20 protein-coding genes, 1 riboswitch and 1 other annotated feature are annotated in these 25,803 nt (G+C 51.9%); of the genes, 12 read left to right on the top strand and 8 right to left on the bottom strand.

Annotated features, from left to right (window positions below; all coding sequences use genetic code 11):
- Positions 1 to 139: 139 nt before the first annotated feature.
- Genes NST23_RS05710 through NST23_RS05700 form a run of 3 tightly spaced genes read right to left on the bottom strand, consistent with a single transcriptional unit; the run spans position 140 to position 8,108 of the window.
- Positions 140 to 547, bottom strand: coding sequence for a hypothetical protein (locus NST23_RS05710; RefSeq protein WP_122962726.1), 408 nt, complete (start codon positions 545 to 547; stop codon positions 140 to 142).
- 27 nt (positions 548 to 574) lie between these two features.
- Positions 575 to 6,148 (bottom strand): RHS repeat domain-containing protein, encoded by a 5,574-nt coding sequence (locus tag NST23_RS05705; RefSeq protein ID WP_340963320.1) that lies wholly within the window; start codon positions 6,146 to 6,148, stop codon positions 575 to 577.
- Between the two features lie 13 nt (positions 6,149 to 6,161).
- On the bottom strand, positions 6,162 to 8,108 hold the full coding sequence (locus NST23_RS05700; protein WP_340963317.1) for a hypothetical protein: 1,947 nt from the start codon (positions 8,106 to 8,108) through the stop codon (positions 6,162 to 6,164).
- Between the two features lie 286 nt (positions 8,109 to 8,394).
- Between NST23_RS05700 and NST23_RS05695 the strand changes: the two genes are divergently transcribed.
- The 3 genes from NST23_RS05695 (at position 8,395) to NST23_RS05685 (ending at position 9,888) form a co-directional block, all read left to right on the top strand.
- On the top strand, positions 8,395 to 8,841 hold the full coding sequence (locus tag NST23_RS05695) for a helix-turn-helix domain-containing protein (protein WP_063231496.1): 447 nt from the start codon (positions 8,395 to 8,397) through the stop codon (positions 8,839 to 8,841).
- A 67-nt stretch (positions 8,842 to 8,908) separates the two neighbouring features.
- Positions 8,909 to 9,433, top strand: coding sequence for an ImmA/IrrE family metallo-endopeptidase (locus NST23_RS05690; RefSeq protein WP_063231495.1), 525 nt, complete (start codon positions 8,909 to 8,911; stop codon positions 9,431 to 9,433).
- A 50-nt stretch (positions 9,434 to 9,483) separates the two neighbouring features.
- Positions 9,484 to 9,888, top strand: coding sequence for a hypothetical protein (locus tag NST23_RS05685; RefSeq protein ID WP_122962723.1), 405 nt, complete (start codon positions 9,484 to 9,486; stop codon positions 9,886 to 9,888).
- Here the strand turns inward: NST23_RS05685 and NST23_RS05680 are convergent.
- Together NST23_RS05680 and NST23_RS05675 are read right to left on the bottom strand one after the other, a co-directional pair.
- Complete coding sequence (locus tag NST23_RS05680) at positions 9,817 to 10,611, bottom strand: alpha/beta fold hydrolase (protein WP_217021847.1); 795 nt, start codon at positions 10,609 to 10,611, stop codon at positions 9,817 to 9,819. The two genes, NST23_RS05685 and NST23_RS05680, sit on opposite strands and share 72 nt — an antisense overlap.
- Before the next feature lie 240 nt (positions 10,612 to 10,851).
- Positions 10,852 to 11,409 carry a CGNR zinc finger domain-containing protein gene (locus tag NST23_RS05675; protein ID WP_340963312.1) on the bottom strand — a complete coding sequence of 186 codons (558 nt, stop codon included), beginning with the start codon at positions 11,407 to 11,409 and terminating at the stop codon, positions 10,852 to 10,854.
- A 157-nt stretch (positions 11,410 to 11,566) separates the two neighbouring features.
- Here NST23_RS05675 and NST23_RS05670 point away from each other — a divergent pair, with 157 nt between their 5' ends.
- From NST23_RS05670 to NST23_RS05655, 4 genes are all read left to right on the top strand, one after another.
- The gene (locus tag NST23_RS05670; protein ID WP_340963308.1) at positions 11,567 to 12,061 is read left to right on the top strand and encodes a DinB family protein; all 495 of its coding nucleotides are present in this window, start codon (positions 11,567 to 11,569) and stop codon (positions 12,059 to 12,061) included.
- A 117-nt stretch (positions 12,062 to 12,178) separates the two neighbouring features.
- A riboswitch (Lysine riboswitch) is annotated at positions 12,179 to 12,365 on the top strand.
- A gap of 112 nt (positions 12,366 to 12,477) precedes the next feature.
- Entirely contained in the window at positions 12,478 to 13,920 is a 1,443-nt protein-coding gene (locus NST23_RS05665) for an amino acid permease (RefSeq protein WP_122963244.1), read from the top strand.
- Positions 13,921 to 14,117: 197 nt separating this feature from the next.
- Positions 14,118 to 15,170, top strand: a complete 1,053-nt coding sequence (locus NST23_RS05660; RefSeq protein WP_242772485.1) for a TolC family protein — start codon at positions 14,118 to 14,120, stop codon at positions 15,168 to 15,170.
- A gap of 348 nt (positions 15,171 to 15,518) precedes the next feature.
- A complete protein-coding gene (locus NST23_RS05655) occupies positions 15,519 to 16,571 on the top strand; it encodes a TolC family protein (protein ID WP_122962718.1) in 1,053 nt (350 codons plus the stop codon).
- 157 nt (positions 16,572 to 16,728) lie between these two features.
- On the opposite strand, the gene cidR is transcribed toward NST23_RS05655, so the two are convergent.
- Positions 16,729 to 17,640, bottom strand: a complete 912-nt coding sequence (gene cidR / locus NST23_RS05650) for a cidABC operon transcriptional activator CidR (protein ID WP_122962717.1) — start codon at positions 17,638 to 17,640, stop codon at positions 16,729 to 16,731.
- A 112-nt stretch (positions 17,641 to 17,752) separates the two neighbouring features.
- Between cidR and NST23_RS05645 the strand changes: the two genes are divergently transcribed.
- Both NST23_RS05645 and NST23_RS05640 read left to right on the top strand, forming a co-directional pair.
- On the top strand, positions 17,753 to 18,124 hold the full coding sequence (locus tag NST23_RS05645) for a CidA/LrgA family protein (protein WP_122962716.1): 372 nt from the start codon (positions 17,753 to 17,755) through the stop codon (positions 18,122 to 18,124).
- Positions 18,121 to 18,795: an LrgB family protein gene (locus NST23_RS05640; RefSeq protein ID WP_340963305.1), complete on the top strand. Its 675-nt coding sequence runs from the start codon at positions 18,121 to 18,123 to the stop codon at positions 18,793 to 18,795. The genes NST23_RS05645 and NST23_RS05640 overlap by 4 nt, the downstream gene beginning before the upstream one ends.
- Positions 18,796 to 18,907: 112 nt before the next feature.
- On the opposite strand, the gene NST23_RS05635 is transcribed toward NST23_RS05640, so the two are convergent.
- Both NST23_RS05635 and NST23_RS05630 read right to left on the bottom strand, forming a co-directional pair.
- Complete coding sequence (locus NST23_RS05635) at positions 18,908 to 20,089, bottom strand: aminotransferase (protein ID WP_122962714.1); 1,182 nt, start codon at positions 20,087 to 20,089, stop codon at positions 18,908 to 18,910.
- Entirely contained in the window at positions 20,086 to 20,586 is a 501-nt protein-coding gene (locus tag NST23_RS05630; RefSeq protein ID WP_122962713.1) for an Lrp/AsnC family transcriptional regulator, read from the bottom strand. Before NST23_RS05630 ends, NST23_RS05635 begins: the two co-directional genes overlap by 4 nt.
- Positions 20,587 to 20,662: 76 nt before the next feature.
- Positions 20,663 to 20,906 (bottom strand) — a binding site (T-box leader).
- 165 nt (positions 20,907 to 21,071) lie between these two features.
- On the opposite strand from NST23_RS05630, the gene ppx reads away from it, so the two are divergent.
- From ppx to NST23_RS05615, 3 genes are all read left to right on the top strand, one after another.
- Positions 21,072 to 22,592, top strand: coding sequence for an exopolyphosphatase (gene ppx, locus NST23_RS05625; protein WP_340963302.1), 1,521 nt, complete (start codon positions 21,072 to 21,074; stop codon positions 22,590 to 22,592).
- A gap of 94 nt (positions 22,593 to 22,686) precedes the next feature.
- Positions 22,687 to 24,837, top strand: a complete 2,151-nt coding sequence (locus tag NST23_RS05620) for an RNA degradosome polyphosphate kinase (protein ID WP_445662487.1) — start codon at positions 22,687 to 22,689, stop codon at positions 24,835 to 24,837.
- A gap of 166 nt (positions 24,838 to 25,003) precedes the next feature.
- Positions 25,004 to 25,786: an NUDIX hydrolase gene (locus NST23_RS05615; protein WP_122962710.1), complete on the top strand. Its 783-nt coding sequence runs from the start codon at positions 25,004 to 25,006 to the stop codon at positions 25,784 to 25,786.
- The last annotated feature ends 17 nt before the right edge of the window (positions 25,787 to 25,803 follow it).

Raw genomic sequence — 25,803 nt, 5'->3', positions numbered from 1 at the left:
AAGGTAGCCCTAACATATTGCCACTTCATTTCATAGAATCAGTGTAAAAAAAGCCCCATCCGAGCTATTCATTACTCGTTTAGGGCCAGGCACTAGATGGTCGCCAACTATTCCTAACATCCAAAATTTTTAGTATAGATTAGTTTTTTGTAGAGCGGAGTGGCTCATACATATCTGCGACAACCTTGTATGATTCTGCATCAGCTAACTCATAACTTTCACCAATAAACAATTCTTCCCAAAGCCATAAAAAGAAATCTCGTGCATTAGGCGGAAGGTCAAATGGTGGAAGCAGTGATTCAAATACACTTTCAAAATCAACTGTTGGTTTCGTTAAACAATAACTAAGGGCTAATTTTGATTTTCTCTTTACATCTTCCTCAAGATTTTGAAAATATTCTACAAGCGTTTCTCTGATGACTTCTTTATACTGTTCTTCTGTTAGTAATTCAATATTTTTATAATGTTCTATGGCCTCGTCAGCATCAGCTAGCCCCGTTATTGGAACTAAAAAAACAGACAAAAAGTGTGGGTTCACTACCTTCATGTTATACCTCCAAAAATTGATAATTGATTATCTTAACTTAGGGTACAACGTAATCAATTTCCCCTCTCTATACACAGCTTGAACTTTAGTCGTATTGATTATGCTCCCCCCACCTGATAAATACCCTTCCCCAATTATCTCACCCATATCGAAATAGAAAGAGTTTTTTCCAGTTTGCTTAAAAATAGTATCTGCTCGTTGAACAGCATTTAGTTGTTTCTGATGTGTAAGAAAACGAGATGAGTCAACTGCACGACCAATAACTCCATCTGGAGTTACTCCAGTAGTTGCTCTTTGCAATTGTTGGGCAAGCGTTGTTTGCGCGCCATGTCTCGAGAAGAAATGCCCTCCAGCAGTCTGCTCTATTTTCGTTAGCTGCGCCATGGCATTAGATTCAATTTTTGCAGCGATATTCCCCAAATTTTTCAAAGTACCAGCAGCTGCACCCGCTCCAGCCGCAGACACTCCTAGTGTGGAAATGTCCCCTGCTTCTTCCGCCCACTTCTTGCCACCAACGAATCCTACAATCGTTTTAACTTCCTCAACGTATTCCGCTGGTACAACTTCTGCTACACAATCATAAGGAACCTTTCCTGTAGCATCTGCCCATTCTACCGTCTTTTTCGCCCAATAAATCGATGCGTCTTCAAATGTTAAACCAGTAGAATTAACTCTTTCTTGTCCACCAGTTGTAAACTCCAGTTGCTTATGCCCACTTGGATCCACAAACCTCAGCGGATTATTACTCACATACACATACCGATTCAGCGACAACGGATTATCCACTTGCCCCTTATACGTATCCTCCGAAACAAACCGTCCTACCTTCGGATCGTAATACCGCGCCCGCAAATAGTAGAACCCGGTCTTCTCCTCGTACATCTCGCCGCTGTACTGATACGGATTGGACATCGCCTCCGTTTTGGCGGTGAGATTTCCCCACGTGTCGTATGTGTACGTGTTCAGCTCCTGGCCAGTTGCGTCCGAGATTACCACGACATCTCCGTGGCTGTTGTAGTGGTAGTAGCCCTTTTTGCCAGCCGCAGCGTCCTGGCGGAATAGCAGTTCGTTGCCCCAGACGTTGCGCGCCTTGAGCGCGTTGGTTGCGTCCAGTTCTTCGATGACTTTGCCGCTCAGGTAGACGTACTTGGTTTGCGCACCGTTCTCCGTTTTCGTGGCGCGCAGGCCGTCGCTGTAATACGTGTAGGCAGACGTCTCGCCTGTCGTTTCGTTCAAGACGCCGCGCAGGCGGTTGCGCTCATCGAAGGTGTAAGTGAAGCTGCCGGATTCGGTTGGCAAAGTGCCTGCAAAAGCGGAGCGGTTGCCGCGGCCGTCGTATGAGTATTGATTCGTCGTGCCGGGAGCAACTTCCTTGGTCAAGCGGTCGATTTTGTCGTATTCGTACTGAAGAGTGGTGCCGTTGCGCTGGATGGACACCACGTTGCCAAAAGAATACTGGTTCGCTTCATTCCAGACCGCTGCTTGATTTTTCTCGTGCACAACAGTTTGAACTTGCCCGAAAGAATCGATTTTGCGCTTGTTGCTGCGACCGTTCGGATATGCCGCCTTGATTTGCTCTCCGGTATTGTCCACGACATAAGCGTACTCGATTTTTCCCGTCAGTCCGCTGTTGACCTCGATGAGACGACCGGCATGATCATATCGATAAGCGATTGCTGTGCCATCCGGGTACGTCAACGAATCCATGAGATCGTCGCGATCCGTGTAGCCCATTTGGTAGGTGCGTCCAAAAACGGTCTGGCTTTTCAAGCGCTGGAAGGCATCGTAGCTGTACGTGATCTCGCGGTAGTTGCTGGCCGTCGGGGTGATGTCCGCCCCATTGCTGTTTGTTTCTTTCTGGACCAGTGACGTATTCGGAACGTAGTCTTTGGTTTCCAAATTGGTCACGGTACCGGAAGCGTTGCGGGTCATCAGGCTTGCCAACTCGTTAAACGGCGTATATCGATAAGAGTGGCGATTTCCTGTCTTGTCGGTAAATGTGTTCAGCGTACCATTCTGATTAAAATAATAAGATTCGGTCGCACCAGATGGCACGTCCTGCTCGCTCAGCTTCCACGACAGGGCATTGTAATGATTTCTTGTCGTCAGTACCTGATTTTCCGTCACAGTCACCAGATTGCCGAGGGCATCGTACTCGTACTGGTAGCGGTTTTGTTCGGGATCGAGCAGGTTGGTGATGTTGCCGTCATTGGTGTAGCGATACTCCCATGTGCGGCTTTTGCCTGTCTGGTCTGTTTCCGTCTTTTTCGTTACCTGGTCAAAAGCGTTGCGGACGAGCTTGGTCGTCATGCTTTGCACGCCATCCCCAGCCCGCTGGACTTCTTTTTCCAGTTGCCCGTAGCGGTCGTGGTACTGCACAGCTTGCAAGCCGTTTGGCGCCAAGGTCAGGCGGGTGAGCGCCGGCGCATAGCTGGTTCCGTCGTTGACCGTGTTGGCGGTCAAGTACACGGTGGTGCCGACCGGGTCTTTTTTCTGCCAGACGCTGCCGTCAGCATTATAGACGTACGTAGTCGCCCGATTGTTGTCAGCGTACGGAGCGCTGGACAAAAGATGGTTGCCGTCCAGCGAATAGGTGTTGTAAAGCAGCGGGCGCACAGTGCCGTCCGTGCCCAGTTGCGCCTTGTACTCCACTTCCCCGTAAGGCGTGAACTGCGTCACCAGCTTCGTGCTGTCTGGCAACGTCATCGTCACCTTGCGCGCAGAGTCGTCGTAGGCATACGTCGTCGTCCTCGTCTGTTGCTTGCTGGTCACGCTTTCTTTTGTTCGGCGGCCGAGCAAGTCGTACTCGTACTGAACAACAGTGTTATCCGGATAAGCACGAGCGGTCAGGCGGCCGAGTCCGTCATAAACAAAGACGTGGTACAGGCTTTGCTTCTGCCCCGTCGCCACTTCCACCTCCAGGCTCATATCCGCAGGGTACAGGCCCATCGGCTCGTAGGCAGTGATTTTTTGCGTCACGGTTTTCGCATCTGGTCCTGTGCTCGCTTCCGTGACAGAGGTGAGCTGTTTTTTGTCGTTGTATGTGTAGGTGCGGTCTGTTTGCACCACCTTGGCTCCCGCCCCGTCCGGGTAAGAGTCGACGATTTTTTCCGTTGCCAAAAGTCCTTTATCGGTATACGTATACGTTTCCTCGTGAAAATGACTCGGGTTGTCCGCAGCCGTTTTCTTTATGCTCGCTGGCATCCGCAGCCCGGATTGCCAAATCGGCTGGACGTACTCCCGCAACGTCACGTTGCCTTTCGGATCGACCTCTTTGGTCACTTCCCCGTGCGAGTTGTAGCTGTATTCGCTAACTAACGCGTAGCGGCCAAGCCTTGCCTGGACTTTGTCCAGCCGATCGGGATTGGGAGCGAGCAGGAACGCGTAGATGTCCGCATCCGCAGTCATGGAAGCAGGGCGGCCCATGAAGCTGTACACATAAGCCGGTTTTGTATCCCGTCCCCTGTACAAATAGCTGGTGTAGCTCGCCGGCGCGTAGCGGTACGTTTTGCCGTCTTCTGTGAAGGAAAGCTCTCCTTGAATCGTCTCGTTATCTGCTCCGCTGCCCACGTAATTTTTGACCGATTGCAGCACGAAATTGCGATCCAGGTTAGGGGTGTAGCTTTTATCTTCACTTGGCAGCCCGTCCTGCAACGTTCTGGACACGACCAATGCCCCGTCTCTGGCAAGCGACTGCTTGGCAAACCGAACCGATTGCGCTTTGGGCGACTTCCAGATTTCTTTTGTAATGTGCGGATAATACTTCGTATACGAATACCATTCTGTGCCAGGCTGATCGGGATGCGGCGTTTTCGCAAAACGGAAATTGACCGCTGTGACAGGCAAATAGCTGGTGTACGTCAGCGCTTCCTTGTCGTGATAAATCCGGGTCACGCCCCGGTCGAGGAACCCTGGAGCATCCGGCTGGTACAAGCTGTACGTATAGGTCATGGACAAACCTTCGACCGGATAGTTGACTTGCTTGAGCAGCTTGTATTCGACGGTGTTTCTTCTCTCCTTGTCGAGATTCGTATACGCGGTAGATTCCAGGCCGCCGTCGTTGAAGTCGATCACGCCATTCGGCGCAGGGAAGCCATATCCGGCATGCAGATCGAACTCGGCGTTCCCGTATGTTTTCGGATCGAGATAGCTATACTCGGCGACGACCTTGCTCTCTCCCCCCGTGACGCTATGCTCGACAACCCGATCTGTGTTGGTAGCGTAATCTGAGTCGTATTCGAGATGTTTCAGCAGCTTTGTCTCGCTGGCATCCTGATAAACCTTGAGATTGACACCCCCGCCTCGTTCCATGACGATCAGGCGGCCGACACTGTCTGTTATTTCAATCGGCAATCGGTAGTCCTCAGGAATGCGGTAGCGGATGGTATCTCCGTAGGCATTCGTCTTTTTGACCAGGAAAATCCGATACAGCTCATCATTGCGATATTTATGATCCTCGCCAAATTCATACGTGTTGCCATCTACGGACAGCGTCACAATATGTTTCTCGCCAAACTCCCCGGAAGGCTGGCGGTAGGATAACATGCCGGCATTTGGCTTGTACGGCGTATTCACCCATTCCCCTTTGATAGAAGAAGACTCAAGAATCGTCCCGTCTTCCAACGTAAAAATGTAGCGCTTTCCCTCACTTACCGCACCGCATGTATATTTGGAATCATCCGACCGGAACGTGCACTTCGCGTTTTCTTTGGACACTTCCTGAAACTGCGGAAAATTAAAGCTCCACCCTTCCGGCAAACCATCGTTGTTTCCTTGCAGCGGAGCTGTTTTGTTTTTGCCTGATGTGGAAAAGTAAATCCTTTCCGTCATCGCATCCAGCGACGAGTAGCGGCGTTCGACCGTCAAGTCCATGCCATGCTTGCCTTCCAGCTGCACATCCACTTCCTGCACGTTTGCCGCCCGGTACAGCTCGTCCACCGGATTGTCCGTATTGGTGCGCTGGTATTTGTAGGTCAAGCCTTCCGTTTCAAACATGGCATCGGGGATGCTTGCCAGTGCAGACGCGGTTTGTGTGGCAGGCGCTGCGCTTTCTGTCGCTTTCGCCTTACCTGCTGGCGAGAGCGCTTTTTTCGCCGCAGCCACCTCCTTGCCTTTTTCGTGCAAAGCGACAACCTGTGGCGCATACGCAGCCAACTGCTTTTTCTCGGCTGCGGTTAGGCCGTCCATCTTCTTCTGGAACGCCTCGTCCAGCCATTGATACTTGTCGACCTGTTCGTTATGCGACAAAAACTGGTCGAGCTGCGGGTACACATACGCCGCAAGTTGCAACAATTTTCTGTCATCAGTCTGGTACAACTGCCAGACACTTTCGGCTGAAAGCGGCCCCCACTCCAGCTTCATGACCTCTGCCTTTGTGTAGGTCGGCTGCTCATCCGGCTGCTTTTCCTTTGCTCCCGCTCCGGCCTGCAAAGCAGCCTGATAAGCGGAAAGCCATTTCTTCGTCGTGGCGCTTTCATCCGCAGCGCGGGAAGCTGCCTGCTTCGGCAAAAGATTCGCCTCGGCAACAGCGATGTTCGGCATGAGCAGCGAACTGGTCAGCACGACGCTTGCTATCTTTTTGATCCAACGATTGTGTCGCATCGTATCCCTCCTCTTATTGATGAATGAGTTTGCGTGTGAGATTTCCGTTTCCGTCATACGTATACTCGGCCAAAACCTTGCCGTTTTGCTTGATTTGTACAAGCTGCCCTTTGGCGTTGTAGATGTATTCCACTCCCAAATAACGGGCTGCGAGTCGCGCATGCACCGCGCCGTTTCCTGCCGCTGACAGGACGACATAATAGTCTTGTCCCTTTTGCATGGACAGTCGCACCTTGGAAAATGGCGGCTGATCCCCGTCGTCATTGGCGGCAATCAGGCGCGTGCCCGCGTAATCCTCATAGACGGCGAGCTGCGTATTGCTTGTCCCTTCCGCCGGATTGTCGCCGTAAAAGCTCGTATACAGCTCGAAGCTGCCTGAGGACGGCGGTGTAAACTTCACGATTTTTTTCGCGCCTGCCCCAAGATTGACATCTTTGGGAGCATTCATGAAAAACGGTTCCGTGTCGGAAAACTCAATGGCAAACGGGCCTACTACCACGTCCGCATCCATCCCCGCTACCTTGGCTTTCGGGATGGTGACGAACAAGTTCTGGACGCTGTGCTTGCTCTCGTGCGTGGCTGCTTTCCCCGCAAACTGAATCGTCAGCATCGAGTTGCTGTTCCTTGTGACAACTGGCGTAAGTCCAGCCGGAACGTTGCTGACAGACACGGCACTCGCTGCGTCCGAAGTCAAAATTCCGTTGCTGATCGTGACGACCTGTTGTTCCGCGAGGCTGCCGTCGTTTGCAGCCGCTTCATGCAGCACAGGCGAAGCCACCGTTGCCTTCGTATCCAGCGCCGCTGTCAATCGGGCGTGAACGCCTTTTTGCTTGTCGTAAGAAGAAACCCACACAAAATACGTCACTCCCGCTTCCAGCGGTGTGTTGATTTCCGAAAAAAGCGCGCCCGGAGTCGCTTCGTCATTGATTCTCACCACTTGCTGCAGCTTTTCGTCGCGAGACACGAGCAGAACGGTATCGAACAGCGGCCCAAATCCGCCGTACGGACTTGTGTACAGCCGATAGTTGCCTGTTACAGGAGCCGTGAAGCGGTAAGCCGGCACTTCTCCGGCGGGCAAACTGATATCGACAGGCTGATTGAGCGCAAGCACCGCCTTCACATCGCTGAGCAAAAGCGTGTATTCCGCAGTTTCGCTAAAGTGACGGTCCATGCTGAACACGGAAAAATAATACGTCTTGTTCGGCTCGATCTGGAACGTAATGATCTCGTCTTGCCCCAGTGTCGGCTTCATGCTGGTGCCGATCGCCTTGTTTGGCGCTTCAATCACAACCAGGTCGTAGTTCACGTCGTCAGGAACATACAAGGTAACCGTTGCCTGTCCGCTTTGCGCTCCCGAATCGTAGCGATAAATATCGGTGTCTTGCTTCCACGACAGCTTGGAATTGTACATATTTCCTCGCGTAATCGGGTAAGCACTGCCAACATCGTCGTTCGGCTCAAACGGGTCCAAGACGGCGGCGGCAGTAGCAGTAGCATTGACAGCAGCAGCATGCAATTTCGCCTGCTTCGCACTGTTTTTTCCCATCCTGGCAGCGGATAACTCTGGCATGAGCTGCTCCCAGTAGGCATCTGCCTTTTCGTTGTACGTCTCAACCAATTCGGCAAGCGGTGTTTTTTGAACCGACAGCTGATTTTCTACAGCCGCTTGCTTTGCAGCCCGTTCCATTTGACCAGGCGCTTCCTTAATTTGATGAAGCGCTTTGGCCTGCTCGAACAGCCTGGACGCTTCCTCGCCAATTTGCTTGGCAAGCGGCTCGTTGTTCTTCTTGGTAGCGACCTCCTGAAAAAAGTCGAGCGTCTGCGAAAGCTTCAACAACTCCTGATCCAGCTGGTAGATGTCAGCCAGTGGATCTGCTGCTGCCGTAACCGCCCTTCCCGGAAGGCAAACGACTGTGATTACAGCCAGCAGTAACAGCAGCACAAACGATTTTTGTTTCATGTGTCCTCACCTCTTCCTTTTGGCTTTCGTTTTGCTTTCGTGGTTTCTCTGCCCCCACTGCGCTGCGTCTCTGCGTTCGTACGCTGGCGCAGACACTTTTTCGTTCAACGTGTCCACCTCCTTTCATAATCAGAACGTTCGTTCTTATTTTCGTTTGTATAAGCATCTTAATGTACAAAATACTTGTATGTCAAATGAAAAATACAATATTTTCATACATACTTTTTTTCTTTCTTGTCTTTTAGTACAATATAGTTGTACATCTGTAACGGAAGGACTGGCGCTCATGCTATCTCAGCGCTTACGCACAGCTCGCAAAGCGAAAGGTCTGACTCAGGAAGAGCTGGCCGAACGTGTCAGCACGACCAAGGGCACGATCAGCAACTACGAAAATAACCACAGCACCCCTCCCAATGACATGCTGATGCAGCTGGCAGATATTTTGGAGGTTACGACCGACTGGCTTCTGGGACGAACCGAAGACGGCGCTGTTTATGTGGCTTCTTCGTCTGCGCAGACAGGCCAGCGTTCACTGGACGAGCTGTTGCAGGAGAGAATCGACGACCCGGACGACTACTATTTTCTCGATGGGTATCTGGAAGCTTCTGAAGAAGAAAAGAAAGAAATCCGCCGCTACTGGTACGACCTGAAAAAGCAGTGGAAAGCTCGCCAGGTACGCGAATCACGCCCGCCTTCCCTGTTTGACATCACGGAAGAGCTGAAAAAAAAATAACCCCACAGAGGGGTTTTCTTTTCGAGACAAAACAGAACGTACGTTCCAATTTTTCAGGAGGTTCCTGATGCACTTTTCCCTTTTACAAGAAATCGGCAAACCGCAAACCTGGCTGGAAAGCCGCGTCTATCTTTTGCTGCGCCACCATGGCATGGAGCTGCCCGAACAAATCAATCTCGCGCAACTGTGCGAAACATATGGCATCGAAATCCATTTCATCAACGGCCGCAGCCGCGCCCACGCCCATCCCAGCTTGCCGAATCGCTACATCATCGCGGTAGATGAACGTCTCGACCCTGCGACCCAGCGGGTAAAAATCGCGCATGAGCTTGGGCACCTGCTCCTGCATGAAGGAGTACAGCCGCAGTCCAGCGAATGGATGATCGATTGGCAGGAATCGCAGGCGAATCATTTTGCCGAGCACCTTTTGCTTCCGCTCTTCATGATGGGCTCTGTACTGGCGGATTGCTCCCGCTACCAGGCACCTGTGCTGTTGGCCAGCCGCTTTCAGGTCCCGCTTGCTCTCGCGCGCACCCGCTTTGACCGGATTCTCAGCCGCCTGTACGCCAAAGGCTTTCCCGTCTACGATTGATTGATAGACCGTCCAGGCATTTTTGACCATCTTTTCGGAGGCGATTTTTCGTGAAACGAATCTTTATAGCGGGAGACGCTTACAGCAGCCGTTTTTTCGAGCTGCCACTCGACCAGGATGAGGAATTGTCGCTGCGTCCGTCCATTGAAGTGGCGAGCTATCACGTGGCGCGATTCGCTTTGATCATGCAAGATGACGGTCTTTCCGGCCTCGGCATTTTTCCCGGAGACGCTTTGCTTATTTCCGACTTCTCCATGGAACCGATCAAAGACAGGCCCGTCCTGATCAGGCAGGAAGGCCAGTTTCTCGTCCGCATCGCAACAGATGTCAATCCGGTAGAATGCTTGTTTACGACCACGCGTCCGACAGACGAACCGCTCCTGTTACCTTCCGAAAACATCCGGATTACCGGAGTCGTTTCCGGCATTATCTCTCTTTCGGGGAATGACGTCTGACAGGAGCCAATCCTTGATCGCCGCTACTGTTTGCTGCCACTGCTCCTGCGGAGTGATGGCAGCAGGCTGGTCGCCTTCCTGCGCGCCATAGCTGCCGAACTGCGCGTGATTGCCGCCCTCGATTGTCATGAATACCGCATTCTCCGGCAAAAATGCCTTGCTGGCCGCAAACTTTTCCCGATTCACCACGCCATCCCGCGATCCGAGCAAGGACAAGACGGGTATTTCCGCTTTTTGCAAATCTCCCCGTTTGTCCGGATAAGCTCCCAAAAAGAAGACGCCATCGATCCGATCGAGGTGTTGGACCGCAAACCGGGCTGCCATGGCTCCGCCCAAAGAGTGCCCGCCGATCACAAACGATTGCTTGGGATATGCTTTCAACACTTGATTGGCTCGCTCGACATCGCTGATAGCCAAATTCAGCGGCATTCTCGCTACGAATACCCGATATCCGGAACCAGCCAAAGCTCGTGCCAGCGGTGCATAGCTCTCCGATTTGACCAAAGCGCCTGGATACAAGATCAGCCCTGGCTCCCGGGCTTCCCCGCCTTCAAAAGCAATCCAGTCCCCCGTATCGATAACGGTGATGCCTTCGCCGCCCTGCATCGCATCTTTGGCAGCCTGATCGTGCTGGTAAGGACGCAAATACCAGATCGCCGTACACGCTCCTACAAGCAAAAGCAAAACCAGTGCCCTGCGCCATATTTTCCGTTTGCGACTCATCCCGCCACCTCGCTTCCGGTCCCTTGTTACCTGCTTCTTATTATGCCTCCATTTTCCTTTCCATGTACGTCATTTGCATTTGCGGATTCGCGGGCTACACATACTGAAAGCATGACGCTTCCCATGCCGTAAAACGTTTGCTACAACGATGGCAGCGACAGCAGATCGTGGGCTTCTCCCTGCTCTTTTGCCCAGACATGAAAAAAGGCGCAGTCTGTTTCTCTGCCCCTTTTCCTTCGCTCATTTTTTCTCCTTTTGCCGCTCCCGAAAACGGCGTACCTTCATCAGATTGCCGCACATTTTATCGTCGCACCAGCGCCGCACCCGGTTCCGGCTTTCATCGTAGAACACCCAGCAGCAGTCCTCGTTGTCGCAAATCTTGATCCGCTCCAGATGGGACGGAAGCAACAGCGTGGCAAAAGACCCGGCGATCCGCGCCATGACCAGTGGCCATCCTTCAATCGCGCTATGCCATTCCTGCGCATAAGTTGCTTCCTCTTCACCAGGCACGACGCGAACGTAAAACGGAGCTTTTGCCAGCGTCTCGTTCAGCTGCTCCAACTCCTCTTGCAGCAATGCCTCCCCGCTGACCACCTTTTCCAAAAGCATTCGCATATACTCGCGAAATTGCACAAGAACAGCGACGGTTTCCTCGTCAAGCGGCAGCGGTGCCTGCAATTGGTGCTCTTGCAAAAACCATTCCTGCCATTCCCGCTTTGCCAGGCGATTTTCCTTGCGGCCTGTCCCGCGCCAGTCACGCCAATCGCTGTTTAAAAAATCGATGCATAGCCATTGCACACTTCTCTTCCCCCATCTATTTTCGCTTCTTGTAGGTAACACCAACATATGGTAAGATCATCTTGTAACCACCAAAATTCATTTTGAACGTTACAAACTTCTTCTTATTACCATTATAGCGCTTCACCAATCTGTTTGACAGACGAGGAGGAAACACATGAATCGGATGGAATTGCTTGTTCATGAATGGGAGTGCACGTATGACAAAGAAGATTGGTATCCACCGCTCAAGCACGCCCTGGATGGCGTGACCGTGGCCCAAGCCAGCTGGCGTCCCGAAGGAGAGGCAGCGAACACGATCTGGGAAAATCTCAGTCATCTGCTCTATTTCAAAGAGCGTTTGCTGCACCGTCTATCCGGTACGGATTTTCCTGGTACGGCTGAGACGAACGATGACACCTTCCAACCATCCGGAGCGCCAGACGACGAAGCAGCTTGGCAAGCGGCGGTGCAGCGCATGGAAGAAGTACATCGCGGCATTCATGAAAAGCTCCGCTCCCTTTCCGACGATGCATTCGATCAGCCGCTGCCCACCATCTCCATCGGGCAAAGCGTGATGAGCATCATTTTGCACGACGCTTTTCATACGGGACAAATCGTGCAAATCCGCAAGCTGCAAGGCTCTTGGCCTGCGCGCAGGTCATTTTTGTAGCCCTTGCTCCCACTCTAGCAATATTTTGCAGCATAACTTTTTTCATTGATTAATAACGATCAATCTTATATAGTTGATAAATAAATCAACTTCATACATGTTATCCTCATCTTTCACGGTGAGGGTAGAGGTCGCGGCTTTTATGTCATCCTGTACGAGATTCAGAAGAAATCTATGACTCCAGGAAAGGGAAAAGCCGCCGAAGCTCATATCGCATCTCTGTGCGCGTGGGCTGGGGCTGTACCCGAAAGGGACAGAACTGTCACGTTTGCTTGCCGGGCAAGCGTGGTGTGCTATCTTCAGTGAAGGCTTGGTGGGGATTGGATGATACCGCCCTATGCCGTTTTTGGCTATTGGCGGTTTTTTCGTTTCCGACCGACCTTCTCAAAATCTTCGAAAGGTCGTGCAAGCATCTTATGTCACAGAATCAACTGCAACGTGGTTTGAAAGCCCGCCACCTGACGATGATCGCCATCGGCGGCTCCATCGGTACGGGCTTGTTCCTGGCGAGTGGAGGCTCGATTCACGAAGCCGGACCAGGGGGCGCTTTGGTCGCCTACATCGCTATCAGTATCATGGTTTACTTTTTGATGACCAGTCTTGGGGAAATGGCCGCCTTCATGCCTGTATCCGGCTCCTTTTCCACCTACGCCACCAGATTCGTCGACCCGTCACTCGGCTTCGCGCTTGGCTGGAATTACTGGTACAACTGGGCAATTACGATTGCGGTCGAACTGTCAGCCGCAGCTCTCATTATGAAATACTGGTTCCCGGATACTCCCGCCATTTTGTGGAGTGCCTTGTTCCTCGTCCTTATGTTTGCTCTTAATCTGTTGTCTGTCAAAGGCTACGGCGAATCCGAATACTGGTTTGCCTTGATTAAAGTAGTCACCGTCGTCGTCTTTATCATCATTGGTATTTTGATGATCTTCGGCATTATGGGTGGCGAAGCAGTCGGTTTCCAAAACTTCACCAAAGGCGATGCACCGTTCAATGGCGGCTTCATGGCGCTTCTCGGCGTCTTCATGATTGCCGGGTTCTCGTTCCAGGGAACCGAGCTTGTAGGGGTGGCCGCTGGTGAGAGCGAAGACCCTGCGCGCAATATCCCGAAAGCGATCCGCCAGATTTTTTGGCGCATCTTGCTCTTCTACATTTTCGCAATCCTGATTATCGGGTTGCTCGTTCCTTACGACAATCCGAATCTGATCAGCGGTGATATTACCGATATTGCCATCAGCCCGTTCACGATCGTCTTTGAAAAAGCCGGCTTTGCCTTCGCCGCCTCTGTGATGAATGCGGTCATCCTCACCTCCGTGCTGTCTGCCGGCAACTCCGGCATGTACGCATCCACCCGCATGCTGTGGGTGCTGGCGAAGGAAGGAAAAGCGCCAAAATGGTTTGCCAAAGTCACTCGCAACGGCGTCCCGATCAATTCCTTGATCATGACGGCTGCCATCGGTGCGCTGGCGTTTCTGTCTTCCCTGTTTGGAGATGGCGAGGTGTACGTATGGCTTCTGAACGCATCCGGCATGTCCGGGTTTATCGCTTGGCTCGGCATTGCCATCAGCCATTACCGCTTCCGCAAAGCGTACCTGGCACAAGGCCGCGACCTGCGTGAGCTGCCATACCGGGCGAAGCTGTTCCCGTTTGGCCCGATTTTCGCCTTTATCATTTGCTGCGTCGTCATTGTCGGCCAAAACTACTCGGCGTTTATCGGCGGCGAGATTGACTGGAACGGCGTGTTCGTCTCCTATGTTGGCTTGCCGCTGTTTTTGATCGTCTGGCTTGTCTACAAGTATACGAAAAAGAGCAAGCTTGTTCCGCTCCATAAAGTAGATTTCAGCATGGACGAAAAATAAATAGCTTTGCCAAACAAGTCATTGCAGGCTCCCTCACGTCGAGGGAGCTTTTTCTTTGTTTCATTTTATTTTTCCGATCAACTTTCTTATGCTTACATATTGACGAATGTAGACTGGAAATATATACTGTTCATGAAAATTTGATAATGAGAATCGTTATCGACAAACTCTTTTCCTATTCCCAAGGAGGCCCCATAATGAAGTCCAGGTTATCGAAGCATCTCTACAGCACTACACTGGTTGCCGCGCTTCTTGCAGGCAATACTCATTTGGCTATGGCCGCTCCTGCAGTCGTTGCAGCCGCAGAACAAACCCAGACCGCTCCTCTGTCTCTTCACGGTGCGATCGAACAGGCATTGAAAACCAGCATCGATCTTGAGCTGCTGCAAATAGATTACGATGTTACGGAATATGAAACGCTCTATACGCTGCGAGAAAAAGCGGCCATCCAGCTCGAAAACGTCAATACGCTCGATGATGCCAAGAAAAAATACGAAGACGCTGCCAAAGCGAGAAAAGACCTGGCGCTTAGCGAAGTCACTTTGAAAACCTCAAAAAACAATTTGCAGTTGCAAGTGCAAAAAGCGTATTTTGAAGTCTCTTCTCTGGAAGAAAAGATCAAGCTGCAAAAGCAAAGCATCCAACGCCAATACTGGTCAGAGAACGACGAAGCGAAAGAAAAGCTGTCCGCTCTGGAAACCAGCTACAAGCAGGCATTGGCCAAACTCAACGATCTGCTGAACGAAAAAAAGGACAAGTCCTGGCGCTTGGAAACCCGCGAGCTGTCCGCACCGCTTGTTGCCACTCTGGAAGAAGCCAAAGCGCAAGCCTATAAAAAGCGGCCTGACATGATGAAAGCTGTCGCCGAGAAAGATTTTGCCGAAGTCAAAGTTAACTACACGAAAGATTACACGCCCATCAGCACCTATAAAGGCAAAGTAGCCGTCAAGCAATTGCGCAAGTCCGACCTGGTGCTGGAACGACTGAAGCAAAAAGTCGATCAGGAAGTAGCCGACTCTTTCGAAAAGGTCGCCGCGGCGAAAAAAGCATTGGCTGAGAGCGTCCTTGCCAAAAACGAAGCAGCCAAGCAATACCAGCAAGCTTTGTCGGATTACACCAGTCAAAAAGCAGCCTTGAAAGACTTGATCGAAAAAGAAGCAAGCCTGTTTGCAGCAGAAACCAAAGCATCTGAATCGCTCTATCAATACAACCTTGCTGTCAGCACATTGGATCAATCGATCGGTTTCTAATATTTCGCTTCACGTAATATTTTTTCGTCATTTTCCCTCCTTTTTATCTGATGAATTAGGCAGCAAGCTCCAGACTGCCTTTTATATAGATCAGCGGCTCTCTCCTCTTTACTTTTGACCAAGCTCATAGCAAGAAAGGCGTCCGCTATCTGGATGCCTTTCTTGCTGCACGCTGCCTTTACACAAAATTTGTAAATTATTTAAACTCTTTGATTGATAAATGATGTTTTCTATCATTCCAACTCTCGATTTCGTATTGACGAACATCAGGTTGGAAATATATACTGTTCATGAAAATTGATAATGATTATCGTTTTCATTACTCATGAAATGAAGGAGGCTTTGTAAATGAAGTCCCGGTTGTCCAAACATCTTTACAGCACCACACTGGTCACTGCTCTTTTTGTCGGCAGCTCGCACCTGGCTCTGGCAGCCCCTCTCGCAGCGGCGGTGGAACAAACAGCAGTAGCTCCCCTCTCTCTCGATCACGCTGTTGAGCAAGCATTGAAAAACAGTGTTGACCTGGAACTGGCGAGACTCGATTACGAAACCACTCGCTATGAGTCTCTCCTGACCCTTCGAGACACAGCGGCAATCAAAAAGGATGACGTCAATTCGCTGAGTGAAGCTTCTGACAAGTACGGAGATGAAGCTGAAGCGAAAAAAGATTTGCTCGTCGGTGAAGCTTCCTTTGCCACCAAGCAAAACGCTCTGCGCCTCGATGTCCAAAAAGCATATTTTGAAGTTCGCGCCCTGGAAGAAAAAATCAAGGTGCAAAAGAAAAGCATCCAGCGCCAATACTGGGCCGATGACAATGACGCCAAAGACAAGCTGTCCGCTCTGGAAAGCAGCTACAAGGAAGCATTGGCCAAGCTCAACAGCTTGCTGAATGAAAAACAGGACAAAGAGTGGTTGCTGCAAACGAGCGCACTGACCTCTGCCCCGCTGAATACAGTGGAAGAAGCTCTTGCTCTGGCCTACCAAAAACGCCCTGACATGATCGAAGCCGAAGCGAAAAGAGAGTACGCCCAAATCAAAGCCGATTTTACGGCAGAATACTCCGCGGGAAGCACATATAAAGGAAGAATCGCGCGCAACGACCTGCGCAAAGAAGAGCTGCTGCTGCAAAGCCTCAAACAAAAAGTGAGTCTGGAAGTCAGCGATTCCTACGAAAAAGCGGCAGCTGCCAAAGCTGCACTGACAGCAAGCAACGCTGCCAAAGAAGAAGCTGCCAAACAATACGAACAAACTCTTTACGATTACGCCAACAATAAAAAAGGCTCTTTGAATGACCTGATCGACAAAGAAGCAGAATTATTCGAATCCGAAACCAAAGCTGCCGACGCTCTTTATCAATACAATCTGGCTGTAAGCGCCTTGAATCAATCTGTTGGTTTCTAAAACTTCGCAATACGAAATAATAATTTCATTTTTTCCTATACGACCATTCCCATTGTTGTAACAGGCTGCTCCTATCAACCAGCCGCCTTTTCTACCATATACATGCATACCATTTTCGGTCGCAGCCAGCTGCGGCCACTCCCATACGAGCAAGGCTTCATTCAGAAGATGAAGCCTTGCTTTTCATATGGGGCAAGCTTTCTTTCGTGAAGCGAATCCATTCGCGCGTCGCATACGAGAGATAGGCGTTTTTGCGCCAAATCATCCCGAGGTGCCATCGGATCGTCGGATTGACCAGCGCAAGACTGTGAAAACGGCGCGGGTCCAGCTCCCGGCAGATCGTTTGGGGCAGCAAAGTAATCCCGACATTGGCTGCCACCATTTCCGAGAGAAAGTCCCACTGGGAGCTTTTGTACATGACCGCAGGGTGAAAGCCGACTCGCACGCACTCGTCAATAATCCGGTTGTGCAAGGAAAAGTCTTCGTGAAACAGCAAAAAGCGCTCCTGCGCAAGCTCGATCAGCGATACCTCCTGCTGCTCGGCCAATGGATGAGTCGGGTGAACCACGACGCGAATCTGCTCGTTGACGAACGAGTACGACTCAAAAAGCGCTTCATCTGTCGGCAGCAAAACGACACCGCTGTCCAGCATCCCCGATGCGACATCAGCCTCCACTTTTTTCGAACCGACTTCCAGCAGCTCCAACTCGATCCCCGGATACTGCTCGCAAAACTTCCCGATGACTTTTGGAAAAAAGCTCGCTCCTACCATCGGCGGCAGCCCGATGCGAATTTTTCCGCGCTTTAGCTCCATCAAATCTGCCAACCTGATTTTCATGTTCTCGAACGATTTCACCATGACTTCCGCCTGGGAGAACAAAACCCATCCCGCATCGGTCAACGTGATGCGCTTTCCGACCCGCTCAAACAGCTCTACGCCAATTTCCTCCTCCAGATTGCGCACCATCTTGCTGATCGTCGGCTGGGTAATATACAGCGACTCTGCCGCCTTGGTGAAGCTGCTATGCCGCGCTACCTCCAAAAAGTATTGCAAATGGCGAATGTCCATCCGCTCTTCGCTCCGTTTCTTCTATAGATAAGATGAATGTTACTCATTCTATATATGCATTTTACCTATGAAAAAAGCTGATGTACACTTTTCCCAAAGGGAGAGGACCATCATGAAAAGACTGATTATCATCGCGGGGCAAGTAGCATTTTTCATTCTCATGTCTGTTTTGATGAACCTGCTTGTTTCTGCGCTCGGCTGGAAAATCCCCGGCAGCATCCTGGGGATGTTTGTTGTGTTTTTCTTGCTCCAGGCCAAAATTTTGCGGCTGGAATGGATTGAAACCGGAGCCGCATGGCTTTTGGCAGAGCTGTTGTTGTTTTTTATTCCGCCGTCTGTCGGCATTGTCTCGTACCAAAGCCTGATGCTGCATGAAGGGCTGCAAATTGTTCTGATTATCGTGATCGGCACTGCGTTCGTCATGGTCTGTAGCGGCTTGATCGCCCAAAGCATCTCGAAGCGGAAGGGGCATACACGCTCATGATGACCGGACTGATTGGCTTTTGGCTGACTATCGTCATTTATTTGACGGCCAAACGGCTTTATCGCTATAGACCGATTATGCTCTTTTCGCCTATCTTGTTCACACCGCTTCTGCTGGTTGTCCTGCTGCTGTGCGCCCAAATCCCTTACGCTGATTACAACGAAGGGGGAAAATGGCTGGCGTACATGCTCCAGCCTGCGACTATCGCCTTTGCTGTGCCACTCTACAAGCACTATCCTTTATTGAAGAAACACGCGGCACAAATCATGATCAGTGTCGTGTCCGGCTCGGCGGTGGCCGTCATCTCCTCCGCTGTGCTCGCTTTGCTTTTGCATACCGATCAGCAAGTGCTCTACAGCCTTTTGCCGCGTTCCATCACGACGCCAATCGCCATGAACGTATCGCAAATGATCGGGGGCGTTCCTTCGATTACCGCCGTGCTCGTCTTGATGACCGGAGTGCTCGGTTCCATCATCGGGCCGTACATCATTGCTTACTTGCGGATTTCCGATGATATCGCGCGCGGTGTCCTGCTGGGCACAAGTGCGCACGGCGCAGGGACGTCCAAGGCGTTTGAGATCAGTCCGATCTCAGGCACTGTCTCCAGTATTTCCATGATCGTAGCTGCGCTTGTCACACAGCTCGTCGCCACGATCGTCATGTCGTCATAAATTTATCCGAAAAAGCAATGCTGCTGCCTCACAAGCAGCAAGCTCCTGCCGAACATAAAAAAAGAGGACAGCGCTACTGGCACTGTCCTCTTTGCTGTTTTCCTCGCCAGCCCTACTGCAATCGTCCCATCAGGCGCTCCATCCGATCCAGCGCCTTTTTCAACTGCTCCATGGACGTCGCATACGAGCAGCGAATGTGGCCTTGTCCGCTCTCGCCAAACACGTCTCCCGGCACGACTGCCACTTTCTCCTCCATGAGCAGCTTTTCGGCAAACTCGGCGGAGCTAAGTCCTGTTGCCGTCACAGATGGGAAGGCGTAAAACGCTCCATCCGGTTCATGGCACGTAAGTCCGATCTGGCGGAAGCCATCGACTACGTAATTGCGGCGCTGACGGTAGCTCTCGATCATTCGCTCCATATCGGCGCGGCCATGGCGCAACGCTTCGAGCGCAGCCATCTGGGCCATCGTCGGCGCACACAGCATCGTGTACTGGTGAATTTTCAGCATGCCCGCGAGCAGATCAGGTGTGGCACACACGTAGCCGAGCCGCCAGCCTGTCATGGCAAACGCTTTGGAAAAGCCGGAAATCAGGATCGTCCGCTCTTTCATTCCCGGCAGAGCCGCGATGCTGTCATGCATCCGTCCGTACGTCAGCTCTGCATAAATCTCGTCGGAAATCACCAGCAGGTCGTGCTTTTCAATAATCGGCAGAAGCGTCTTCCACTCCTCTGCTGTCATCGTGCCCCCTGTCGGGTTGTTCGGGTAGCAGAAGATGATCGCTTTCGTGCGCTCCGAAATATTCGCTTCCAGCTCTTGCGGCGTCAGCTTGAATTGGTTTTCCATCGTCGTTTTCAAAAACTTCGGCACGCCGCCAGCCAGCCGGATGACAGGCTCGTAGGAGACGTAGCACGGTTCTACTACCAGAACTTCATCACCCGGATCGAGAATGGCACGCAAGGCGATATCAATCGCTTCGCTCGCTCCTACGGTTACGAGAATCTCCGTCTCCGGATGATAGCTGACCGAGAAGCGCTCCTCCAAATACTTTTGAATCTCGACGCGCAGCGGGAGCATGCCCGCATTGGAAGTATAGGCAGTGTGTCCGCGCTCCAGCGAGGAGATAGAAGCTTCGCGCATGCGCCAAGGTGTGACGAAATCCGGCTCCCCAACCCCGAGCGAGATGACCCCTTCCATCGATGCCGCCAGATCGAAAAAGCGGCGGATGCCCGATGGCTTCAAAGATGCGACTGTAGACGACAAGCGATTTTTTTTGACTGTCAATTGTGTACTCACGGCGTAACCACCATCCTGCGATCTTCGTCACGATCTTCCAGCTCAATGCCATCGTGCTTGTAGCGTTTCAAAATAAAGTGCGTCGCTGTCGATACGACAGAATCGAGCGTTGACAGCTTTTGCGATACGAAGGTAGCGACCTCTTTCATCGTCTTGCCTTCCAAAATGATCGACAAATCGTAGCTGGCGCCAGACATCAAGTAGACGGCCTTCACTTCAGGGAAGCGGCAAATGCGTTCGGCTACCTCGTCAAATCCGACATCGCGCTTGGGCGTCACTTTGACGTCGATCATGGCGTTGACGTAAGGATGATCCTCCACGCGCTCCCAGTTGACCAGCGCCGGATATTTCACGATCACCTTTTCTGCCTCCAGCTCGGCAATCGCCTGTTCGATTACCTCCGTAGGCTCTGCCAGCATTTTGCCGATTTGCTCGGCGCTCATGCGGCTATCTTCTTCCAAAAGGTGCAACAGCTCCCTTTGCTTCAAGCGATCCATTCCCCACCACTCCTATCTCTTTTTGGCCAAAATCAAAAAGCCCCAGCAACCTGATCCATGCTTTCATGAATCGGGTTGCTGAGGCGAAGGTATCGCGGTACCACTCAGCTTTTTTGCCTCTCTCGCAAAAGGCAAACTCGTGCAGTCTTGTCAAAAAGACATGCGCCCCGTAACGCGGGGAAAACGCTGCTTTCTACTGAACCGTTCAAAAGCAGGGCTCCAAGGTGGCTTTCAAAAAGAGTTCGCGGCCGCCCTCCCAGCAATCAGGCAGCTCTCTGGTCGTCAAATCCCTTTTTTACTTTCCTTTTCACAGCCATGTATTTGTGTGCGTATTGTTGTTTGCTTGAATGTCTCAGATTATAAAAAGGTTTTTCGTTATTGTCAACTGACAACTTCATGGGTGGAAAGTCCGATTTCTATGGCATAATGAGAACAAACATGAAAATTTTGGCGAGAATCCAAGCCTATTGTAAGTGGGGAATCACATGAAAAAAAGCATCGGCGTCATCGATCTCGGCTCCAATACAGCCAGATTGGTCATTTACGAGCAAGACGATTCGGGAATGGTAGCAGAGATAGACAATATCAAATACAGCTTGCGATTGAGCAACCACCTGCGTGCGGGCAGACTGGACGAGGAAGGCGTTGCCAAAACTTTGACAGCGATGCGCCAGTTCAAGAAACTGCTGGACGCGCGAAAAGTCACCCAAGCCATCGGAGTTGCCACCGCAGCAGTTCGCCAGGCGGAAAACGGCCGGGAGCTGACAGCGGCGATCGAGCGGGAAAGCGGCATTTCCATGCGTGTATTAAGCGGCAAGGAAGAGGCGCGATACGGCTATCTCGCCGTCTTGAACAGCATGCCTGTGGACGAAGGAATCACCATCGACATCGGCGGCGGCAGCACAGAGGTTACTTACTTCCGCGACCGCCAGCTGATCGAAAGCCACAGCTTTCCATTCGGCATCGTGACATTGACCAGTCAATTTTTCCGCGAAGAGGTTCCGAGTGAGGAAGAATTTGCGCAGCTTCGCACCTTTTTGGCCGATTCGCTTGCCACTTGTCCCTGGCTTGCCAACCGCCAATGTCCCGTCATCGCTATCGGCGGCACAGCGCGCAATCTGGGCAAAATTCACCAGCGCCAGGTTCACTACAGCATGGACAGCCTGCACCATTACCCTATCCAGGCAGATGCGGTAACGAACATTTTGAACGCCCTGCGCAGGCTGCCGCTGGAAGAACGCCGACAAATCCCTGGCGTATCCAAAGACCGCGCCGATGTCATTCTCGCGGGCATGGCGGCTTTTGAAAGCTTGCTTCACTACGCGCAAAGTGATTGCCTGCTCGTAAGCAACAAAGGGCTGCGTGACGGGGTGTTGTACGAAACCGTCTGGGGTGAACAGCCGCCTGCCTCGACCGCCATCGTCCGGGAGCGCAGCGCCTTGCAGTTCATGAACCGCTACCAGGTTGACCAGCCGCATTCGCGCCATGTGCGCGACCTGGCTTTGTCGCTGTTTGACCAGTTGCAACAGCATGCGCTCCATTCGTTCAGCGGGTTCGAGCGACAGCTTTTGGAAAACGCCGCCCTCCTGCATGACACCGGACGCACGATCAACGTCTACGAAGCTTCCGAGCATACTTTCTACCTGCTGTCCAACGTGCTGATGGCAGGCTATACCCATCGGGAACGGCTGCTGCTCGCCATGATTGCGTCCTATAAAACAAACAAGCTGGCGCAGAACCAGATTGCCCGTCATCCGGATTTGCTCGGCAAGCAGGACAAAAGTCTCGTAGAGAAGCTGGGCCATTTGCTGCTTTTTTCCAGAGTGCTGGATCGCTCGATGACCCAGGCGATCAGCGCCGTTCGCCTTGCTTCAACAGGCGGCGAGTTCGTTTTGTCCTGCACGGGAAAACAGCCGGATTTGCTCGAGTATTCCTTGCTCGATGAGCCGCTGTCCAAGCTCTCGAAAGCTTGGAAAATCCCGCTGAAAGTCGTCGTGGACGCGTAGCCCCGACAAAACTTAACAATCGCTTAACAGTAGACTGCTATACTATTCCTTGCCAGTTATGATCTATCTTTTACTATGCGAAAAAGGTTGGTTCATGATGAAGGATTTTAGTATTCCAGATTATTATATCAACCGGGAATTAAGCTGGATCGCTTTCAACGAGCGCGTGCTTTTTGAAGCTTCCAATCCAGACAATCCGCTTTTGGAGCGGCTCAAGTTCATCGCGATTGCCAGCAGCAATTTTGACGAATTTTTCATGGTCAGGGTGGCAGGTCTAAAGGACCAGGTCAAAGCCGGCTTCACCAAGCCGGACAACAAATCCGGGATGACGGCAAACGAGCAGCTGTTCGCTGTGTGGGATCGCACTCATCTGGTGATGGAACGGATGTACTCGATCCTCAAACACCAGATTACGCCGGAGCTGAACAAGGCGGGAATCCGCTTTTTGCAGGCAAATCAGCTGAGCGAAGAGCAAGCCGTATTCGTGCGCGCCTTTTTCCATCATCACCTGTATCCGGTGCTGACTCCGATGGCCGTAGATGCCAGCCATCCGTTTCCCATGCTGTTGAACAAAAGTTTGAACCTGGCTGTCTTGCTGGAAGACACGGAGGAAGAAAGCGAAGGCCCGCTGTTTGCTGTTGTGCAGGTGCCGTCTGTCTTGCCGCGTTTTCTGGAGCTGCCTTCCCTCGATGGCGAGGATCATTTTATCTTGTTAGAAGACGTCATCGCGGAGCATATGGACAGCCTGTTCCACGGCTACAACATCGTTGAGGTCAGTCCGTTTCGCATTACACGCAACGCCGACTTGACTTTTGACGAGGACGAAGCCGATGACTTGCTGGAAGCGATCGAGCAAACGCTGAAAAAACGCAAGATGGGCGAGCCTTCCTGCCTGGCCGTCTCTTCGTCCATGAGCGCATACTTGCAAGCCACTCTGCAAGACTGGCTCGATCTCACTGACAAAGAAGTGTACTGCCTCGATGGTCCGCTCGATCCTGCGTTTTTCTTCCGCTTCCATGCGCTGGCAGGCTACGACCATTTGCGCTTTGAACCGCTCGATCCGCAGCAGCCGCTTGATTTGGCGAAGCAGGACGAGGATTTGTTTGCGGTCATCCAAAAAAGGGACGTGCTGCTGCACCATCCTTACGAATCTTTTGAGCCGGTCATCCGGTTCGTCCAACAGGCAGCGAACGACCCCAAGGTGCTCGCAATCAAGCAGACGCTGTACCGGGTCAGCGGCGATTCCCCGATCGTCAATGCTCTCCTCCAGGCTGCGGACAACGGCAAGCAAGTCACTGTCCTGCTGGAGCTGAAAGCGCGTTTCGACGAGGAAAACAACATCGTCTGGGCCAAAAAACTGGAGAACGCCGGATGCCACGTCATCTACGGATTGGCAGGGCTAAAGACTCATAGCAAAATCACACTGGTCGTCCGCTCCGAGGGCGATGGCCTGCGACGGTATGTGCATCTTGGCACGGGCAATTACAACGACAAAACCGCAGGCGTGTACACGGATATGGGCATGTTTACTTCCCGTGAACAGGTCGGGGCAGATGCCACCCACTTTTTCAACCATCTGTCCGGCTATTCCCACCCGCCAAAATGGGAGGAAATCGCCACCGCTCCCGTCGGCTTGCGTGAAGCGTTCCTGGCGCTGATCGAAGGCGAAATTCAAAACTGCCTGGCGAACAAGCCTGCTTATATTACCGCCAAAATGAATGCTTTGACCGACAAAGAAATCATCGAAGCACTGTACCGCGCCTCATGCGCCGGGGTGAAAATCAATCTGATCGTCCGCGGCATTTGCTGCCTGCGTCCAGGCATTCCCGGCGTCAGCGAAAACATCCGGGTCACGAGCATCGTCGGCAGATATTTGGAGCATAGTCGCATTTACGCCTTTTGCAATGGCGGCGATCCAAAAGTGTACCTGTCCAGCGCGGACTGGATGACTCGCAATATGATCGCCCGCGTCGAGATTTTGTTTCCCGTGGTGCAGCGTGATCTGAAGGAGCGGATCATGCACGTCCTGGCTACGATGTTGCAGGATGACGCCAAGGCCAACGTGCTCATGCCAGACGGCACGTATGTGCGCGTGCAGCCCAAAAACCTCTCGCCGCTGAACAGCCAGCTGTTTTTCTGGGAAGAAGCTGTTCAGTCCAGCCAGCCGTGCCAGTCCGCTCCGTCGCTTCAACAGCGACTCAAACCGATTACCGCCCCGTTGGAAACCGTCTCGCCTTTTTCATAAACGAAGCGCCTGAGCATGAGCAGCTCAGGCGTTTTTTGCGTTCGTTCGTTCCAGCGTCAGTTATTGGAAAAATATCATATTGTCATATTGACATTGTTAAAACAACATCATAATATAAACATAACAGGATCAACCAGCACATTACAGAAAGGATGCGATCGTGAGCATGCATCGCCTGTCAGCCAAACGCCTCTTTTTTCGCACCAAGAAGCATCGCTCGCCAGACGGGCTTCCGACCGATATTTGTCTCTTTACCATCCTGTCCGTTCCGCGTGCAACCAAAACCAAATCGTTGCCGCACAAGCAGCTGGCTGTTCTTTTGATCAAGCGCAAAAGCGACACCTACGGGGAGCAGTGGGCTTTGCCCGGCGGCTTTTCCAAGGAAAGCGAGACGCTGGATGAATGCGCCTACCGCGAGTTGAAGGAAGAGACGAACATCGACCGCGACGTCCACATTGAGCAGCTGAAAACATACTACAAGCCAGGTCGCGACCCGCGCGGCTGGATTCCGAGCGTCGCGTACGTTTCCCTCGTTCACGAAGATTTGCTCAAACATGCGCAGGCTGCCGACGACGCTTCCGATGCGCAATTATTTCCCATCGAAGAAGCTTTCGCTCTCAACCTGGCATTCGATCACCGCGAGATTTTGACGGACGCTTTGCAGCGCGTGCGGGAAAAAATGCTGCAAACGAACATCGCCAAAGCGTTCCTGCCTGAGCGGTTTACGCTGAGCGAGCTGTTGCAGGTCATCGAAACAGTCGTGCCCAGCTTCAAAGTGAACGATCGGGGCAATTTTGAACGCCGCCTGCTCGCCACTACGAGAAGGCAAGGCATTCTGGAAGCAGCAGTAGATGATTCGGGCCAGCCTGTTTACTCGACCGAGTATTCCAACTCTCCCGCCAAGCTGTACCGCTTTTCCGACTTCATCCCGACTGCCATGATTTACTGACAGGCTTACCCACATTC

This window comes from Brevibacillus sp. FSL K6-0770, assembly GCF_038000275.1.
GTDB lineage: Bacteria > Bacillota > Bacilli > Brevibacillales > Brevibacillaceae > Brevibacillus > Brevibacillus parabrevis.
This window is presented reverse-complemented; position numbering and strand designations above follow the sequence as displayed.

Coding starts and splice junctions, on each gene's coding strand:
- NST23_RS05665 (WP_122963244.1), top strand. CDS start 12,478: ATGTCACAGAATCAACTGCAACGTGGTTTGAAAGCCCGCCACCTGACG.
- cidR (WP_122962717.1), bottom strand. CDS start 17,640: ATGGACATTCGCCATTTGCAATACTTTTTGGAGGTAGCGCGGCATAGC.
- NST23_RS05630 (WP_122962713.1), bottom strand. CDS start 20,586: ATGGATCGCTTGAAGCAAAGGGAGCTGTTGCACCTTTTGGAAGAAGAT.
- NST23_RS05645 (WP_122962716.1), top strand. CDS start 17,753: ATGAAAAGACTGATTATCATCGCGGGGCAAGTAGCATTTTTCATTCTC.
- NST23_RS05700 (WP_340963317.1), bottom strand. CDS start 8,108: ATGAAACAAAAATCGTTTGTGCTGCTGTTACTGCTGGCTGTAATCACA.
- NST23_RS05680 (WP_217021847.1), bottom strand. CDS start 10,611: ATGAGTCGCAAACGGAAAATATGGCGCAGGGCACTGGTTTTGCTTTTG.
- NST23_RS05660 (WP_242772485.1), top strand. CDS start 14,118: ATGAAGTCCAGGTTATCGAAGCATCTCTACAGCACTACACTGGTTGCC.
- NST23_RS05695 (WP_063231496.1), top strand. CDS start 8,395: ATGCTATCTCAGCGCTTACGCACAGCTCGCAAAGCGAAAGGTCTGACT.
- NST23_RS05710 (WP_122962726.1), bottom strand. CDS start 547: ATGAAGGTAGTGAACCCACACTTTTTGTCTGTTTTTTTAGTTCCAATA.
- NST23_RS05640 (WP_340963305.1), top strand. CDS start 18,121: ATGATGACCGGACTGATTGGCTTTTGGCTGACTATCGTCATTTATTTG.
- NST23_RS05620 (WP_445662487.1), top strand. CDS start 22,687: ATGATGAAGGATTTTAGTATTCCAGATTATTATATCAACCGGGAATTA.
- NST23_RS05670 (WP_340963308.1), top strand. CDS start 11,567: ATGAATCGGATGGAATTGCTTGTTCATGAATGGGAGTGCACGTATGAC.
- NST23_RS05655 (WP_122962718.1), top strand. CDS start 15,519: ATGAAGTCCCGGTTGTCCAAACATCTTTACAGCACCACACTGGTCACT.
- NST23_RS05615 (WP_122962710.1), top strand. CDS start 25,004: ATGCATCGCCTGTCAGCCAAACGCCTCTTTTTTCGCACCAAGAAGCAT.
- ppx (WP_340963302.1), top strand. CDS start 21,072: ATGAAAAAAAGCATCGGCGTCATCGATCTCGGCTCCAATACAGCCAGA.
- NST23_RS05705 (WP_340963320.1), bottom strand. CDS start 6,148: ATGCGACACAATCGTTGGATCAAAAAGATAGCAAGCGTCGTGCTGACC.
- NST23_RS05690 (WP_063231495.1), top strand. CDS start 8,909: ATGCACTTTTCCCTTTTACAAGAAATCGGCAAACCGCAAACCTGGCTG.